The 17,011-nt window shown below is 46.1% G+C and carries 16 protein-coding genes; all 16 read left to right on the top strand.

Going from position 1 to position 17,011, the window contains the following annotated elements:
* The first annotated feature begins 182 nt into the window (after positions 1 to 182).
* The 16 genes from Q7C_RS01335 to Q7C_RS01260 all read left to right on the top strand — a co-directional run bounded on the left by Q7C_RS01335 (position 183) and on the right by Q7C_RS01260 (position 17,011).
* Positions 183 to 671, top strand: coding sequence for an SUF system Fe-S cluster assembly regulator (locus Q7C_RS01335; RefSeq protein ID WP_014702907.1), 489 nt, complete (start codon positions 183 to 185; stop codon positions 669 to 671).
* Positions 664 to 2,118, top strand: coding sequence for a Fe-S cluster assembly protein SufB (gene sufB, locus Q7C_RS01330; RefSeq protein WP_014702906.1), 1,455 nt, complete (start codon positions 664 to 666; stop codon positions 2,116 to 2,118). Before Q7C_RS01335 ends, sufB begins: the two co-directional genes overlap by 8 nt.
* A gap of 40 nt (positions 2,119 to 2,158) precedes the next feature.
* Positions 2,159 to 2,926 (top strand): Fe-S cluster assembly ATPase SufC, encoded by a 768-nt coding sequence (sufC, locus tag Q7C_RS01325; RefSeq protein WP_014702905.1) that lies wholly within the window; start codon positions 2,159 to 2,161, stop codon positions 2,924 to 2,926.
* On the top strand, positions 2,923 to 4,215 hold the full coding sequence (sufD, locus tag Q7C_RS01320) for a Fe-S cluster assembly protein SufD (protein ID WP_014702904.1): 1,293 nt from the start codon (positions 2,923 to 2,925) through the stop codon (positions 4,213 to 4,215). Before sufC ends, sufD begins: the two co-directional genes overlap by 4 nt.
* Positions 4,216 to 4,220: 5 nt before the next feature.
* Positions 4,221 to 5,444 (top strand): cysteine desulfurase, encoded by a 1,224-nt coding sequence (locus Q7C_RS01315; protein ID WP_014702903.1) that lies wholly within the window; start codon positions 4,221 to 4,223, stop codon positions 5,442 to 5,444.
* Positions 5,444 to 5,890, top strand: a complete 447-nt coding sequence (sufU, locus tag Q7C_RS01310; RefSeq protein WP_014702902.1) for a Fe-S cluster assembly sulfur transfer protein SufU — start codon at positions 5,444 to 5,446, stop codon at positions 5,888 to 5,890. The genes Q7C_RS01315 and sufU overlap by 1 nt, the downstream gene beginning before the upstream one ends.
* A gap of 11 nt (positions 5,891 to 5,901) precedes the next feature.
* On the top strand, positions 5,902 to 6,237 hold the full coding sequence (locus tag Q7C_RS01305) for an SUF system Fe-S cluster assembly protein (protein ID WP_014702901.1): 336 nt from the start codon (positions 5,902 to 5,904) through the stop codon (positions 6,235 to 6,237).
* 392 nt (positions 6,238 to 6,629) lie between these two features.
* Complete coding sequence (locus tag Q7C_RS01300) at positions 6,630 to 8,408, top strand: PglL family O-oligosaccharyltransferase (RefSeq protein WP_014702900.1); 1,779 nt, start codon at positions 6,630 to 6,632, stop codon at positions 8,406 to 8,408.
* Between the two features lie 341 nt (positions 8,409 to 8,749).
* Positions 8,750 to 8,944: a hypothetical protein gene (locus tag Q7C_RS01295; protein ID WP_014702899.1), complete on the top strand. Its 195-nt coding sequence runs from the start codon at positions 8,750 to 8,752 to the stop codon at positions 8,942 to 8,944.
* 162 nt (positions 8,945 to 9,106) lie between these two features.
* Positions 9,107 to 10,120, top strand: coding sequence for a type II secretion system protein (locus Q7C_RS01290; RefSeq protein ID WP_014702897.1), 1,014 nt, complete (start codon positions 9,107 to 9,109; stop codon positions 10,118 to 10,120).
* A 180-nt stretch (positions 10,121 to 10,300) separates the two neighbouring features.
* Complete coding sequence (locus Q7C_RS01285) at positions 10,301 to 11,131, top strand: type II secretion system protein (protein ID WP_014702896.1); 831 nt, start codon at positions 10,301 to 10,303, stop codon at positions 11,129 to 11,131.
* A gap of 25 nt (positions 11,132 to 11,156) precedes the next feature.
* Entirely contained in the window at positions 11,157 to 12,728 is a 1,572-nt protein-coding gene (locus tag Q7C_RS01280) for a prepilin-type N-terminal cleavage/methylation domain-containing protein (protein WP_187287366.1), read from the top strand.
* Complete coding sequence (locus tag Q7C_RS01275; protein WP_041366351.1) at positions 12,725 to 12,919, top strand: hypothetical protein; 195 nt, start codon at positions 12,725 to 12,727, stop codon at positions 12,917 to 12,919. Before Q7C_RS01280 ends, Q7C_RS01275 begins: the two co-directional genes overlap by 4 nt.
* Positions 12,916 to 14,685 carry a hypothetical protein gene (locus tag Q7C_RS01270; RefSeq protein WP_083839437.1) on the top strand — a complete coding sequence of 590 codons (1,770 nt, stop codon included), beginning with the start codon at positions 12,916 to 12,918 and terminating at the stop codon, positions 14,683 to 14,685. Before Q7C_RS01275 ends, Q7C_RS01270 begins: the two co-directional genes overlap by 4 nt.
* On the top strand, positions 14,682 to 15,344 hold the full coding sequence (locus Q7C_RS01265; RefSeq protein WP_014702892.1) for a hypothetical protein: 663 nt from the start codon (positions 14,682 to 14,684) through the stop codon (positions 15,342 to 15,344). Before Q7C_RS01270 ends, Q7C_RS01265 begins: the two co-directional genes overlap by 4 nt.
* Positions 15,345 to 15,361: 17 nt before the next feature.
* Entirely contained in the window at positions 15,362 to 17,011 is a 1,650-nt protein-coding gene (locus Q7C_RS01260) for a GspE/PulE family protein (RefSeq protein WP_014702891.1), read from the top strand.

Genomic DNA, 17,011 nt, shown 5'->3' with positions numbered 1-17,011 from the left:
TCAAAAAAAAGAAAAGGGGCATATGCCCCGTTTAGTAACTTATTTGTCGTTGAAGTTCACTAAGGAGATTGTCTCATACTTTCATAAGTGTTTCAGGCTTGAACCGACGACTCCTATCTGACGATGCCACTTGGTTATTACGTTAATTGGTACTATAATGGTACCAATTGGAGGGCAGAATTATGCTGCGAATGGGGAAATTGACGGATTACGGCATCGTGCTGATGAGTCATTTGGCTGCGAATAGGGATTCACAGCACAGTGCACATACGCTGTCTGACGCCGTTCAGATGCCTCTGCCAACAGTGAAAAAAGTGTTAAAGGCTTTGACTTGTGGCGGTTTACTGAAGTCTGAGCGGGGAGCGCAGGGCGGCTACAGCTTGAACCGGGATCCACGCAGGATTTCGGTGGCAGATATAATAACGGCTATTGAAGGCCCGATTGCTTTGACCGAATGTGTCAGCGATCACGGTCAGTGTGAGCAGGAAAGACATTGCGCTATCCAAACGAATTGGACCCAGATCAATAACGCAGTATTTCACGCCCTTGATGAAGTCAAACTGGCGAATATGGCGTTGCCAAATAGCCCTGAAGCCCAAAAGATTACGTTTTATCCCTCACAGGTAAAAGCAGAAAAGCATACTTTACAAAATGGTGGTCATCATGACTGAACAGACACAAACCGAACAATTAGAAGCACTCACCAGTCGTGAGTACAAGGCCGGTTTTTACACCGATATCGAAGCAGATAGTCTGCCGCCAGGCCTGACTGAAGACACAATTCGGCAAATTTCTGCAATTAAAAATGAACCAGAATTCATGCTGGAATTTCGCTTAAAAGCGTATCGCTACTGGTTGACCATGGAAACGCCAGAATGGGCGCATGTGCACTACCCTGAAGTCGATTATCAGGCGGTCAGTTACTACAGTGCACCAAAGAAAAAGACCGACGGCCCAAAAAGCCTGGATGAAGTGGATCCAGAGTTATTAAAAACCTATGAAAAATTGGGTGTTCCGCTAGACGAACGTGCACGTTTGGCGGGGGTTGCTGTAGACGCGGTGTTTGATAGCGTTTCAGTATCAAATACGTTTAAAGATACTTTGGCGAAACAAGGCATCTTATTCATGCCAATCTCGGAAGCTGTGCATGAGCACCCGGAATTAGTTAAAAAGTATTTGGGCAGTGTCGTCCCATACAAAGATAACTTTTATGCGGCGTTGAATTCGGCGGTATTTACGGATGGCTCTTTCGTCTATATCCCAAAAGGGGTGCGATGCCCAATGGAGTTGTCGACTTATTTCCGAATCAATGCGGCGAATACGGGGCAATTTGAACGGACGCTCATCATTGCTGATGATGAAAGCTATGTTAGCTACCTTGAAGGTTGTACCGCGCCCATGCGGGACGAAAACCAATTACATGCGGCAGTGGTTGAGTTGGTCGCCATGGATCATGCAGAAATCAAGTACTCAACCGTTCAAAACTGGTATCCCGGTGATGAAAATGGCAAAGGTGGCATCTATAATTTTGTAACAAAACGCGCTGCCTGCCGTGGTGAGCGTTCAAAAGTCTCATGGACACAAGTTGAAACTGGTTCCGCAATTACCTGGAAATATCCTAGCGTGGTCTTACAAGGAGATCATTCTGTAGGTGAGTTTTACTCGGTAGCGGTCACCAACAATCTGCAACAAGCTGATACCGGTACCAAAATGATCCATTTGGGCAAAAATACCAGCTCAACGATTATCTCAAAGGGTATCTCGGCTGGGCGGTCTTCTAATGCCTATCGTGGCTTGGTTCGGGTGGGACCCAATGCAGAAAATGCACGAAATTATACGGAGTGTGATTCATTGCTAATGGGCGACCAGTGTGCAGCGCATACTTTTCCGTATATCGAAGTGAAAAATCCCTCTGCACAAATTGAACATGAGGCGTCAACCTCAAAGATTAGTGAAGACCAATTGTTTTATTGCAAACAGCGTGGTCTGGATGAAGAAGACGCCGTGTCAATGATTGTGAATGGTTTCTGCAAGCAGGTTATCCGCGAGTTGCCGATGGAGTTTGCTGTAGAAGCGCAAAATCTCTTGGGTCTGTCCCTTGAAGGTTCAGTCGGTTAAATCACACTACGAATATAAATAAAAAGTCAGAGTTATAAATATGAAAATTTTGGAAATCAAAAACCTGCATGCCTCAATTGATGGCAAAGAAATTTTGCGCGGGATTGATATGACCGTTAATGCCGGTGAAGTGCATGCCATTATGGGGCCGAATGGCGCCGGTAAAAGTACGTTATCGAATGTGCTTGCTGGTCGTGAAGGTTATGAAATAACGCAAGGCGAAATCTTCTACAAAGGGGAAAGCCTATTGGATTTAGAGCCAGAAGAGCGCGCCCAACGTGGAGTATTCCTGGCGTTTCAGTATCCAGTTGAAATTCCTGGTGTGAGTAATATTTATTTGCTGAAAGCGGCATTAAATGCGGTGCGCAAATATCAAGGGCTCGAAGAAGTGGATGCGATGGACTTTTTGACATTGGTTCGCAAAAAAATGGAACTGGTGAAAATGGATGAGCAATTCCTCCACCGTAGCGTTAATGAGGGTTTTTCCGGTGGTGAGAAAAAACGCAATGAAATCCTGCAAATGGCAGTTTTAGAGCCAACACTGGCGATTCTGGATGAAACAGACTCTGGTTTGGATATTGACGCACTGCGCATCGTTTCAGAAGGCGTCAACGCCTTACGCGCTGAAGATCGATCGATAGTCATGATTACGCACTATCAGCGTCTGCTGGATTATATTGTTCCTGACGTTGTACATGTGTTGTCAGAGGGGCGTATTGTTAAATCTGGTGACAAAGATCTGGCGAAAGAGCTCGAAAAATCAGGCTATAGCTGGATTAAAGAACAACCTGCGAGTGAGCCAGCATGAAACAGTTAACGGAATTTCAAACGGACTTTATTCCCGTCGCTGAAATGCGTCGGGAAAATGGTCTGCCAAACCCGGACTGGCGAGGTTTGCGGGCATCAGGACAACAGTATTTCGAACGAAATGGTCTGCCTGGAAAGCGCGATGAGGACTGGAAATACACCAGTTTATGGTCATTTAGTCAGCAACAGTTTACCCATGATGTCAGTCAGCCGGGGCATGTCAATGCGGCAGACTGGCAGTTACTCAGTGATGCGTATCAGTTGGTCATTGTTGATGGTCATATTGACTTTACTGCTTCTAGCTTGAGTGGCTTACCAGATGGTGTGACGGTTCAGCCTTTGTCTCAATCATTAGATGCAGCCATGCCGTATCTGAACCAACAGATATCCTTGGAAAAAAGCGGCTTTAATGCCCTTAATACCATGCTGATGAGCGAAGGCGCTTATATTCATGTTGCAGCAGGCGTTAAGCTGAAAAAACCGATTGAATTATTAGTTGTCAATTCGGGCAATACGGCTGATCTTGCCGTTCATTTACGGCATGTTGTGGTGATGGAGGCGGAAAGTGAGGCAACCTTAATTGAGTTGTATGCCAGCCCGGATGACACAACAGGTCTGACCAATAGCATTACCGAAATTGACTTGGCAGACCGGGCGAAATTGTTCCATTACAAACTGCAGCGCGAGTCAAAGCAACAGTTTCATATCGCAACAATGGCCGCAAAACAGGCACAATCCAGTGAGTGGCACAATCATAATATTTCGCTGGGCGGTCAACTGGCCCGTAACGATGTGCACAGTCAACTCTTAGGTGAGCAGGCTCATGTCACCATGAACGGTTTATATCTGGTTGATGGTCGTCAGCATGTTGATAATCACACCCGTATTGATCATACCATCCCCAACACCACCAGTGATGAGCTATACAAAGGGGTGATGGATGATAAGAGCCATGCCGTTTTCAACGGTAAAGTGCATGTGCATCGAGATGCGCAAAAAACAGACGCTAATCAGGCTAATAAAAACCTGCTGTTATCTCGTGGTGCTGAAATTGACAGTAAGCCCGAAATGGAAATTTACGCCGATGATGTCAAATGTGGTCATGGCAGTGCGATTGGTCAAATAAATGAAGACCAATTGTTTTTCTTACGCGCTCGTGGGTTAAGTGAAACCAGTGCCCGAAGTTTGCTGACTTTCGCATTTGCTGCTGACGTGATTGAGCAAATTGATAACACCGATATTCGTGATGCGATTATTCGCGTCGTCGAACAACGTTTACCAAGAAACTAACGCTTATGTCTGTATTGAATATCAACGCGATTCGCGACGATTTCCCGATCCTGCATCAACAGATCAATGGTCAGCCGTTGGTCTATCTGGATAATGCCGCGACCAGCCAAAAACCGAAGCAGGTTATCGACGCGGTCAGCGATTTTTATCAGCAGGATAACGCTAATATTCATCGTGGTGTACATCAACTGAGTCAACGTGCCACCGATGCCTATGAAGGCGCCCGTGACAAAGTTCGACAATTTCTCAATGCAGCGAGTGATAAGGAAATCATCTTTACGCGCGGGGCCACCGAAGCGGTTAACCTGGTTGCGCAAAGCTTTTTGCGGCCAAAATTACAAGCTGGTGATGAAATCCTGATTAGCTATTTAGAGCATCACGCGAATATTGTTCCTTGGCAGATGCTGTGTGAACAAACCGGTGCAAAGCTGAATGTGATTCCCATGACGCAGTCTGGCGAGCTGGATTTATCCGATCTGGATAATCTGCTGACCAGTCGCACTAAAATGTTGGCAATTGGTCATGTGTCCAATGCGCTGGGAACGATAAACCCAGTGAAAGCAATCACCGCCAAAGCCCGCGCCAAAGCTATTCCAGTTTTAATTGATGGTGCTCAGGCTGTGCCACACATGGCCGTTGATGTGACTGATATTGACTGTGATTTTTATGTCTTATCTGGTCATAAAATGTTTGCGCCAACCGGGATTGGCGCACTCTATGGTCGCGAGACGTTATTAGCGGCCATGCCACCTTATCAAGGCGGTGGCGATATGATCTTGTCGGTCAGCTTTGAGCAAACAATTTACAATGAATTGCCCTATAAATTTGAAGCTGGCACGCCGCATATTGCCGGGGCGATCGGTCTCGGTGCAGCCATTGAGTATATGTGGTCAATCGGTCTTGATAACATTGCTGCCCAAGAGCATCACTTATTGCAACTTGCGACAGACAAAATAAGGGCATTGCCAGGCGTCGAGATTATTGGCACATCAGCAAATAAAGCTGCTGTGCTCTCATTTATGATTGAGGGTGTCCATCCGCATGATGTCGGGACTATCTTTGATCAGGATGGCGTTGCCATTCGTACCGGGCATCATTGTGCCCAGCCGGTCATGGCGTTTTATGATATCCCAGCCACAGCACGTGCTTCCTTTGCCTTTTATAATAATGAGGCGGAAGTAGAAGCATTGATTCGTGCGATTTTAAAGACACAGGAGTTATTTTCCTGATGAGTGATTTACGTGATCTCTATCAACAAGTCATCATGGACCACAATAAAAACCCGCGAAATTTTCGAGAAATTGATGACGCGAATCATTTGGCCCATGGTAATAATCCGCTTTGTGGTGACAAACTGGTTGTTTATTTAAAACTGGAAGACGAAAAAATAATCGATGTCAGTTTCACCGGCAGTGGCTGCGCGATTTCAAAAGCCTCGGCGTCACTCATGACCGAAGCGCTCAAGGGCAAAACGGTGACCGAAGCCGATGCCATTTATCAGCAAGTACATAAAGTCATGACAGGGGAGTCATCTGATCGGGATCTGCTTGGTAAACTTGAAGTGCTGAGCGGTGTCAAAGATTTTCCAGCCCGTGTTAAATGTGCGACGTTGTCATGGCATACCGCACATGCGGCGATGGATAGTGACCACGATATTTCAATTACCACTGAATAAACAATAAGCCTATGAATGATAATGCTGTCAAACCCTTTACCACCGATGAAGTTCGGGAGAATGTCATCGAGATGCTGAAAACCATCTATGACCCTGAAATACCGGTTAATATTTACGAGCTTGGATTAATCTATAACATTGACGTCAGCGACTCAGGCAACGTGGTTATCCGAATGACCCTCACGGCGCCGGGCTGCCCAGTGGCACAATCGTTTCCGGGCGACATTGAGAGCAAAGTCGAAACGGTGGATGGCGTTAATAAAGTCCATGTCGAACTGGTATGGGATCCGCCATGGAGCAAAGAGTTAATGAGCGAATCAGCGCGGTTGCAATTGGGTATGTTCTGATTGACGATCACATGGCTGATGATTAAGCCCGCCTAGTGCGGGTTTTTTTTGCAAAAAAAAACTGCGAATGAGTAAACATTCGCAGCAACATATGAGCCGTCACGGCCACAAGGATAACTTTAAATCAGTGAAAACAGACAGGTTTTAAAGTTAAGTAAGATAATAGTCAGTTTGGTTTAATGCCGATATAGGAATAATTCCTGTTTCGGCTGGTGTGTATTCAAAAATGGCGCTAAAGAACGCTATCTTATTGTTTAATAAGTCTAAATTTCAGTAGTAATGGTCATTTAAAATAAGCCGGCAATGCTATTTTAGGATTTTTTCCTACTGTTTTACTGGTGTATGCTCACTATGATGCATAGGCTTAAATAATAATTATGCCAGGAGAGAGCATGCACGCCTCAGCGACCGAACAGTCAGCTAATCAACATACGCTGCTCAGTATTGCCAGTTTGATCTGTCTTTCACTCATGATCGCCGTCCCTTTTTTAGTGACGTATCACGTACCGCCCATCGCCAGCTTCTATAAAGAATGGCTTACCGCTGTGTTTGGTGTGTTTGCAACATTATTTCTGGTGGGTCGAAACCGCCCAACATTTCAAATACCGGTCATGACCTTTGTACCTTTATTACTCATCGTGGTGTTAGGTCTGCAAATTGTCGTATTGAAACCCGACTATTGGCAAAATCAATTTATTGCCATGCTCTATATGGGGTTTGCTGCCCTGATGATCGTACTGGGCGCCAATCTTCGGCATGTATTGACCGTACAAAAAGTGGTGCCCACCTTGGCTTGGGCTTTTACTGTCGGCGCAACATTAATAATGGTTTTGCTCATTATCAGTAAATTTATTCCGCAGACACACATGCTGGCGCCTTGGATATTGGATGGACGCGCTGGCAATATCGGCCAAGTCAATCATTTTTCAAACTATATCGCCTTAGCGATGGCCTCCGTGTTGTATCTGTATTTTACCCATCGTCTTAAGCAAACTTTGCTGCTTATTTTAATCGCTTTATTTTTAATTGGCCTTGCTCAGGCAGGTCAGCGGATGGCGATCTTGTATGTCCTATTGATTTCAGTGGGGGGCTGGCTTCTCCTAAAACCGATTGCTAAATCACACCCTTTGCCTATACGACCTGCTCAGCTTTTATGGCTTATTCCCGCTTTTATTGTGGCGCAGGTTTTAGTGCCATATTTAACCTTTTTAGATCCCGCCACTGTGCCTGCCAAACGCATGATGAATACGCTAGGCGGGGAATCAACACGGCTTATTTTGTTAGAGCAAGGCTGGCGGGCGTTTCAATCCAGCCCATGGCTGGGGATTGGCTGGGCAGAATTCCCGTGGTTTAACTATAATTTGACCGAACAATACCCGAGCCTGAAAGGCATGTGGGGGCATGTGCATAATATTATTGCCCAGCTTTTTGCAGAAACCGGCCTCATCGGTGGCCTGATATTTCTGGCGGGGGTGGTGTATTGGTTCGCTGGCCAATTTACCAGCAAATTAACCGTTGAAAAATGGTGGCTATTAGCCTTACTTGGCATTATTGGCGCGCATAGCTTATTAGAGTTTCCGTTGTGGTATAGCCACTTTCTTGCCTTTGCGAGCTTGCTGATTGGCTTATCCTCCGAGAATGCCTTATCAACCAGATTCCGGCTGGCGCCAGTGTGTTTTATCATGGTATTCGTGTTCGGATGTTGGACACTGGGCAGCATTGTTCATGACTATAAGCAGCTTGAACAATCGATTACCAAATTGAGACAAGAAGGCTTATCACCTGAGCAGGTTGAATCAAACCTGGTGCAGTTTAACGACTTGCGTAGACAAACCCTCTTTACTCATTACGCCGATAATTTTTTCGTCCGAGTCTTGCCGAATAGTCAGCCTTTTTATGCTGATAAGCTGAGCTTGAGCCAGCTGGTTGTCGAAAACTGGCCAGGACGACTCGAAACCTATATGCATGCCTATCTTCTGGCGGTTAATGATCAGCCGGTTGAAGCGCAGCAGATGATGCGTAAAGCGATAAAGCAATATCCTGAGTATCGGGAAAAATTCCATCGATTTGTGTTGCAGCGCGTGGCGCGTGGCGAAGATCGATTATTGCCCGTGTTAATTATCGTGCAGGATCCCTATCAGCCTGATACCCCGAATAAATCTGATCAATAGTCAAAGAAAAGCGTGAAGAAAATTCACCTGTAGTTCTGTAGGGAGAATTACAGGAATTTTTTGGCTATTGTCTCGATGTTTTGATCGATTTAATCCTTAATTAATTCCGGGAATTCACGTTTATTTGCAGGAAATACTTCCCGTTTAGACATAATGTCGGCCTAAATAAAAATTATACGATTGGTTAAAACTATTTTAAGTGTCTGATAAATAATAAATAAAAGTAATGGCTTTGTAAAAATGTGAAAAAATACCAAATTCAGGAATATTTCCTATAGGGAAAAACTTCCTTACTCTTCTACACTCCAAGTCACCGAAAATTGATCAGCGTGGTAAAGATAATGTCATTAACCAGTCAAAATTCCTCACAGCCGGTAAAAGCTAAGCTGATGGATTTGGTTGATGAGGTGCTTGCCCATGATGGTTATGGCGATATTCGGGTTGAGGTACGGATCCTCAAGCGTCATCAAAAAGAAGTGATTCTACATTGTGGTAAGCAGTACCGGTTTGTCATTGATGCACCGCAGTCTGCCTGAGGGGTTTGGCGTGAATCAGCAAAACAAACATTGTAACTCGGCTCACCACATTACTTTGATGACCATGAGTGTGAAGGGGTCACATCAGTTTGAATCTTTATTTAACCATTTAGCCAACAGGCTGCTCGGGGTAGCTGCGGCATCAAAGAGAGAGATTATTCGATGAATATCAATCAAATGAAATCGGCGATTGCCAAATTCCGTAAAGCGGATTTGTCAGTCATCAAAGATGCAAAACTGCGTGCCAAAGCGCAAAAACTGCAAGGTAAAGAAAAAGGTTTTACTTTACTTGAGCTATTAGTTGTTATCACCCTGATCGCTATTTTGGCAACAGGTGCGCTGGTTGCCTACGAAAATGTTGGTGAATCTGCGGAAGCAGCCCAAGCTGCGAATACAATCGGGACACTTGACCGTGCAATTCGGACCTACCGTGCGGTAGAAAATGTCTATCCAAATCAATGGGATACCCTGATGGATGCGGCTGGCGATGAACTGACCTTTGCTGCTTCTGGCATGAAAGGTTTCCTCGGCGAATGGGATGTCGCTGGTTCAGCTGGTCTTGATGCTGTTTTGGTTGAAATGTTTGAAGAGTCAGGTATTGAAGAGCTGCAAGAAGTCTTAGCTGCTGCCGAAGTTGATGATTCTCCAACCGGCGCACCAAACCGTATGCATAACGAAAGTGCGGGCCTTTCAGCAGAAGTAGAAATCGAAGATGGTGATTTTCCGGTCAGCCTTGCGGTAGTTCCTAGCCCGCAATGTACTACTTTCGGTGCAGCCGGTGGTTATCCAGCTGCTGCTTTTGACCCAACTGTTTCAATCTCTAATAACGAACTGCAAAATGCTTATGGTGATGCGCTGGAAGGTGACGAATGTCATGCGCTGATCGCGCTGGGCTTTGGTGGTGATGCTGCGGCCTCTACCGCCTTTAGTAATGTGGCGATTGCCCAATCACCATCTTACATCGCGACAACTGGTGACGGTGATACCGCGATTAACCCAGAAATTCACTATTCGCGTTATATCGGTCTGTTCCACGCCGGTCAATATGACGACGTAGATAATGAATGGGAATGGAATGATCAACTGCGTTTGATCACGATTGTTTCTACCGATGGTAAAAACATCGACCAGTTGGTTTCTGAAGCCAACCAATCTTCAGCAGGTGATGATGATTAATCTCATCGCTTAAGTTGAGAAATATGAAAGGGCGGGCCTGGTCCGCCCTTTCTTTATCAACCAGAACGTTGCGCCAATATCTTGCATATTTGCAGAACGTTTTGTATCAACAGGATGTTATGCAGCGTCAGGGGGTGTGCTTAGCGCACTGACAAAATGACCACAATCGGGAACAAGTAAATGCGGCGTTTATTGTTTAACCGACTCCTCAGTTTTTCGGCTGGCAGACAGTCACAGCAGGGTTTTACCCTAATCGAAATTTTGTTGGTGATTACGTTGCTGGCGGTGATTAGTGTTGCGGCGCTGAATGCCTTTGAGGGCAATGAAGATCAGGCTCGATTCAACGTGACGCGACTGGAAATGGTCGAGCTGCAAAAAGCCTTGCTGCAATTCCGCCGTGATAACCGCGAATTGCCTTGTCGTGTTTACCGCGACGGTGAATATAATCCATTTGATTTTGAAAATGCTTACGGCAACCAATTTAGCGGTAGCTATCTTTTTCCATCTGATACCGATAGAGATGACTGGCACACCTGGTGTCAATCCCAGGCTAACTCAGGTGGGGCAGACAAAGCCAGTCATGCGCTTTTGATGTTAAACGTGTTTCCTTATGATGCAGCGGCACATAGCGTGTTGTTTTGGGACCGCACGCGGCAGATTGGCTGGAATGGCCCTTATATATCAAAAGAGGCGTTGACGGATGGCTGGGGTAACCGTTATCGGTTGCTTGACCCTGAGTTGGACTACAACCAAACCGTGTATTGTCAAGAACATGCGACCGTAACCGGTCAACTGGCGATAGATGGGACAACAGATCTCTATAACTGTCAGTCGGTCACAGACGGCGCATTACCGGCCGATTATATTATTCCGGGCAATATTGTCCGCTTAGTCAGCACGGGGGAGAATGGCGTGTTGGAAAGTGCCAGTGATGAATATGATCTGGCTACTGATGATATGTGTGTCCCGCCTGCCGGAAGCGATGATCTGATTCTGTGTCTGTTGCGGTAATTGGGCGATGACGATACGGGCCTCAATGTCATCTCTTCACCAATCTCGCGGTTTTACCCTGCTGGAGATGGTGCTGGTTTTATTTTTGGTTGGTTTGCTGGCTTCTGCCGGTTTGTTATTTACCGATAATATAGAACAACAGGCGCAATTTGATGAAACCCAACAACGGTTGGACCTGATTAAACAAGCAATTGCAGGGGATACTAGTCGAACAGTGAATGGATCGCCTGAATTAAGTGGTTTTGTTTCAGATGTGGGCCGTTTACCGTTGTGCCTGAGAGAATTAGTTGAATTAGGTGCCGCTGTCTCGCTGGAAAATGGTATTTTCGAATCGTCCTGTGATAATGATCCGTCTAATGATATTCGCATTTGGCAACTGGATCCGGCAACAGGCTCTGGCGCTGGCTGGCGTGGCCCTTATTTAAGGGCGAATCAGGAAGGTAGTGGTATCAAAAGCTTTCGTGATGGCTATAACAATATTGATGCTGACCCAGTCGAGGATCATCTGAACTATGGCTGGATTTATCAGGTCGATGCGTTTAGTGGTCAAGTTGATATCACCAGTAATGGATTGGATTTATCAAGCAACAGTGACGATATCAGTGTCACATTGTTGGAACTAAATGATTTTACCGTCACGGTTGGTAATGACTGGATAAACGTTGCTGCCTTTATAAACTTTCTTCCACTTCAGGATCCCCCTCCGAATTTCAGGCTGAAATTAAATTTTCCAGAAAATGGAGCACCACCTCAATGGCCGGCCACAGTAACTGAGCGCGATTTAGATTTATCACTATCGGCAGTTTTCCCAACCCTTGACATGGAGACCGATGAGTTTGGGAATATTGTTGTGCCAGTTGCCGATTTAGAATTTATTCAATTTTCAATACCAGTGAATAAAGCAGGTAATGAAATCACACTTCAACCCGGCACAGTAATTAGCTATACCGACGAAGTAACTCCGCAGCCAGAAGATTATATTGATGAATATCAAATAGCACCGTATTGTGCCGGTGGCTGCACAATTCAAATGACAAACTTACAAACTTCAGATGGAACATCGCCATTACCAGATGGTAATCATTCTACTGTCACAACAACATCAGGCGCGGAATTGACAGCCTCTACCGCGGTTGTAGGTTTTATTGCCAGTAACCTGTCAAAGCGGGTTATTTATGTACCGCCTGGCAGCAATATTACCGGGACGACACTGACATTACCGGGTGATACTACAGTGGACTTACCGGCTGGAAGTAGTAGTGAAGTCATAGATAGTAAAGTTACTCTTGGTGGGGCAGAGATAACGGTCTCAGAAACATTCACGCTGGAAAATAACATCGTGATGACATTGTCAGGAGACACTTTTGCCGTGCCACCCGGTACACTTAAAAACGGTAATGATTTAACTATTCCAGCCTCTTTAAGACTACCTGCCGGCATCCATACCCTGACAGTGGTTTGTGATAGTAACGGGTACGTTTATGCCGACGCTAGTTGTGAACAAGGTAACTTTTCAACTGCTACAAAAAAAGTTTTTGCCGTGCCAAGAGCGAGCATACCGCTTAAGCCTGAACCACTTTTTTGGGGAGGCTTATGATTAAAAATATCGCTTCTTCATTAAGCATAAGTAGGGTGCAATGGAGTGTTCCGATCATTACTGATACAGCAATTTTGCTACCCAAAATTGACGAGCAAGATTATTCCCCATACGCAGCAGTAAGCTATGCCAATGGCTTGCTTGCAATGTTACTGACCACCCCCTATCTGCAGTTCAGGATAAACGCATGAGTTTAGTTGACGATATAAAAGCTCATTTTGCAAAAATTCACAGTCATCAAATTCTTATCTGCGAGTGGGATGCGAGGCTCCTGCGGGGTACCGTGTTTGGTCGAAAAGGGAAAAGCCTGTATATCTCAGCAGAGGCGGAAGCCGATCATCTGGATCCGGCTGAGGCATTTGAGCATGTGTTACTTTCTGTGCGCCAGCAGGGCTGGAAAGGCAAGCATGTTGTGGTGCTGACGCCATCTGCCATGAATGCGATTATTGAATTACCGGTGTCGGCCAAAAAACCGAAACCGGTTGAGCAAATGCACGAATTGGTTCGCTGGGAAGTAGAACCGCTTTTGATGCAACATCAAGCTCAATGGACACTTGGCTTTTTGCTCGAATTACATGGCATGTTAAGTCATGAGCAAATAGTCGAAATCAATGATATTCAAAAACGACAAGCCAAAAATACTGGCGCGCCACGTTCGGTTGATCGCACCCCAACCAAACGGTTTGGCGAATTGGCCATGGATCTGGGCTATGTCAGTCGTGAACAGGTTCAATCTTTGTTTGTGGTACAGGATTGGCTCCGGGATGAAGATGATGAAGTGCAATGTGGCTGGTCAGCTCAGGGTGAGGTTGATGATGCGCCCGGTGTATGGAACTGGTTAGTCAGCGCCGCGTATAGCTCATCCATCCAAAAATGGACAACGCTGTGTGATGATCATGATTTAACGTTGCTTGGTTTGATGCCGCTGACTGGCAATAGTCTGGCTTTATTGGAGCAAACCGATAAGTCTGCGTTGATTTTAGAAACCTCATCACTCACCACGACGGCAGTGCGTCTTCATCGTCAAAATGTGGTCTCGGTTCGGCATCTCCTGAATCATACCGAGTCAATGCTCAATGCTTGTCTGGAAGCCTATCACAGTGAAAATCTGACTCAGCATCCAGCAATCTTGCTGAGTTGTCCGACCGATAATCTGCCAGATTTGCAAGCCCAGTTTAAAGAAGCGATTGGCCATGAAGTGTCACTTTTGCCAAGTCAAAATCCGGAGTATTTATCGCCGGGCGTGATGGCTGCTGCACGGCATATTTTCAATTTAAAAGGCGGTAAACGCATTAGTTTAATCCGTCAGGGGGGCCCCTTGCCGCCGCCATTAAAACGTCAGGAAAACCAGGCGGCATTACTGGTGGGTGGCCTTATTGCGTTGATTTTGGTTGCCGAACTGGTGATGTTTATTCAACACAACAACGTCAGTAAAGAAAAAGCAGAAATCGACGCCCGCGCCAAGGTGCTTGATGATGCGGTTGCCAGAATTAATGCACAGCGCGAAGAGATTGATAAGCGTCAAGCAGAATTAGAGGCCCAACAGGAGAGTCAGCGCCGGATGGAGTCACGGCTGGATTTCTTTGGGCAAGAAATGCCAGAACGGTCACTGATGGTGCAGGCAGTGCTGGGCATTATCCAGAATACCGTTAACGAACAAATCATCATCAACCGGATAGATGAGATGGGGCGGCGGGTTGGTGTGCAGGCAGATACTGCTCCGACCGCAGTGCGGCCGGGCCATATTGTTAAAGATAACTTCAATATTGATGCTTGGGCTTTGACTGAAAGTGCCGGTCAGGAATTTGTGCAAAATATGAAGTTAGCAGTGGCAGCGTGGGATATGGAGGTTCGTGATATTCAAGTGTTTGAAAAAATCGGTCCGATGAACATGAGTGGTTATTCCGTATCGATGAGTATCTTGCATGTGGTGCCGATTGAAGAGGAAGCGCCATGAAATTAAAACAATTAAATCAACGGGAAAAATGGCTGGCGGGTGCCATTTTGGTTGTGGTGTTGTTAGGCGGGTATGGTTATTTGCGCTATGACCCACGTTCAACACAAATCGCGGCCTTAGAGCGTCAAAAGAACGCTACCATGAATCGAATCTCCACAATGGAAATACCGGAAGAGCCACGCGAGAAAATCGACGATATCAATGCCGAGTTGGATGATTTGGAAAAAGCCCTTGATGCGGTGCGTGAAAATGCCCAGCAGGTGGAAACGCTCTTGGCACCGATTGATTCGCAGGAGTTACGGGTACGCATTTCCGAGTTAGCCAGAGATAGTGGAATTCGGATTCGGGTGAATCAAAATTTGCGTCCGGATCCGGTTCGACTGGGTAATAATCGACGCAATAATACCAGCTCAGAAGAAATTATTGTGCCGCCAGAGGCAGGGTGGATAAGACGGCTGTCACCGGGATCCATGTATGCCAGACCCATGCAACGATTAGAAATTGATGGTGATTTTCCCTCTCTGAGACGATTTATTTATGGGTTGGATGAGTTGCCTTATCAGGTCACGGTGGTGCAGGTGAACATTCAAAAACTGGATGTGGCGCCTTTACGTGGTATGTCGCAATTATTAAAAACCGATCTGGTTTTAGCGTTGTAGGGTAGTCGAGAGTAGGCATGGCGATAACCGATGACCAATTGATAAAAGCAGGAATCGATACCGGCCTGTTGGCCCAGCCGGAAATTGATGAGCTGCGTATCAAGTCCCGTCGTGAGCGTACGCCCATATTGGGTAAGGTTTTAGCGGAATATCGTATTCCACTCTCCGCGCTGCATCGTGCTCTTGCCCAAGAGCAAGGGTTGCCATTTGTCGATTTACAGCATGCTCAAATCAACACGGTTTTAACCAAAAAAATGCCGGCCAGTTTGGTTCACCGCAAAATGTTGTTAGCAATCATTTTGGATGGTGAGGATTTATTGGTCACAGGAGACCCGCACGATCGAAATGGGACGGAATCAGCTCGCCGATTAATGGGACGTGATTTGCCAGTGGTGATGGCAGATCCGGCTCAGTTGCAATTAATGGTCAAACGCCAATTAGCCAATTCAGCCATTGTGCAGGCTCAATCGGGCAGTCAGGAATCAACCGAAACCGACTTGATTGAGCTATTGGATCGGATACTGCGTGATGCCTATCTTAATCGTTCATCCGATGTGCATTTTATGGCCGAGGATGACGGTTTGCGTGTTCGGTTTCGGGTTGATGGAAAATTAACGGATTATCCCCTGGAGAGTGATATCAGTATGGCTGCGGGGCTAATTTCGCGTGTCAAAGTGTTGGCTGGATTGGATATTGCGGAGCAACGGATGCCGCAAGATGGTGGGTTTACCTATTATCTTGGCCCCCCCGTTGATTTGGAATTTAATATCCGGGTCGCTACCGCACCTATTCGACATGGTGAACGCATCACCATGCGACTACTGGGACAAGAAAGTAGTGATTTGACGCTCACCGACCTAGGCTTTCTTGAAGCGGATTTGGCCGCGTTTCAAGAGGCAATAAGAAAGCCATATGGCATGATTTTGCTGACGGGGCCAACGGGAAGTGGTAAATCGACTACTTTGTTTGCCGCGCTGCAGGAAATCAATGCGGCAGATATTAATATTATGACCGTTGAAAACCCGATTGAATATGTGATTGATGGGGTTTCGCAAATTCAAACTGGCCCTAAAATCAATTTTGCCGACGCGTTGCGTTCGTTACTGCGACATGACCCCGATGTCTTAATGGTGGGGGAGATTCGTGATGCAGAAACCGCCGATGTGGCGGTTAAAGCGGCGATGACGGGGCATATGGTTTTTTCTACATTGCATACAAACAATGCCGTCAGTGCGGTGACGCGCTTAGTCGATATTGGCTGTGAACCGTTTTTGATTGGCTCAACGATGACCGCTGTTATTGCACAGCGTCTTGTCAGACGACTTTGCCGTCATTGCGCGCAACCCCGAGCAGCCACCGAAGAAGAATTAGCCTTATTAGGTCGTGAAGTGGCTGTGGAAATATATGAGCCTGTTGGGTGTGCGGTGTGTCAGGGACAAGGATTTCGAGGCCGGTTGGGCTTATTTGAAACACTCTGGTTTGATGAGAAATTAGCCCGTTTAGTTGCGCGTGGTGCAGATGAAGAGACACTGGAGGCCAGTGCCGGTTCACGCTTGAAGTTTATGTGGCAAGATGGCTGTGAAAAAGTTGTTAGGGGCTTAACCACATTAGATGAAGTTAAAAATGTGGCCTTGTTCAAGCAGATACAAAAGGCCACGGTGACCTGA

The sequence above is a fragment of the Methylophaga frappieri genome, assembly GCF_000260965.1.
GTDB lineage: Bacteria > Pseudomonadota > Gammaproteobacteria > Nitrosococcales > Methylophagaceae > Methylophaga > Methylophaga frappieri.
Note: the sequence above shows the minus strand (reverse complement) of the source record. Positions and strands in the feature narration are given on the sequence as shown.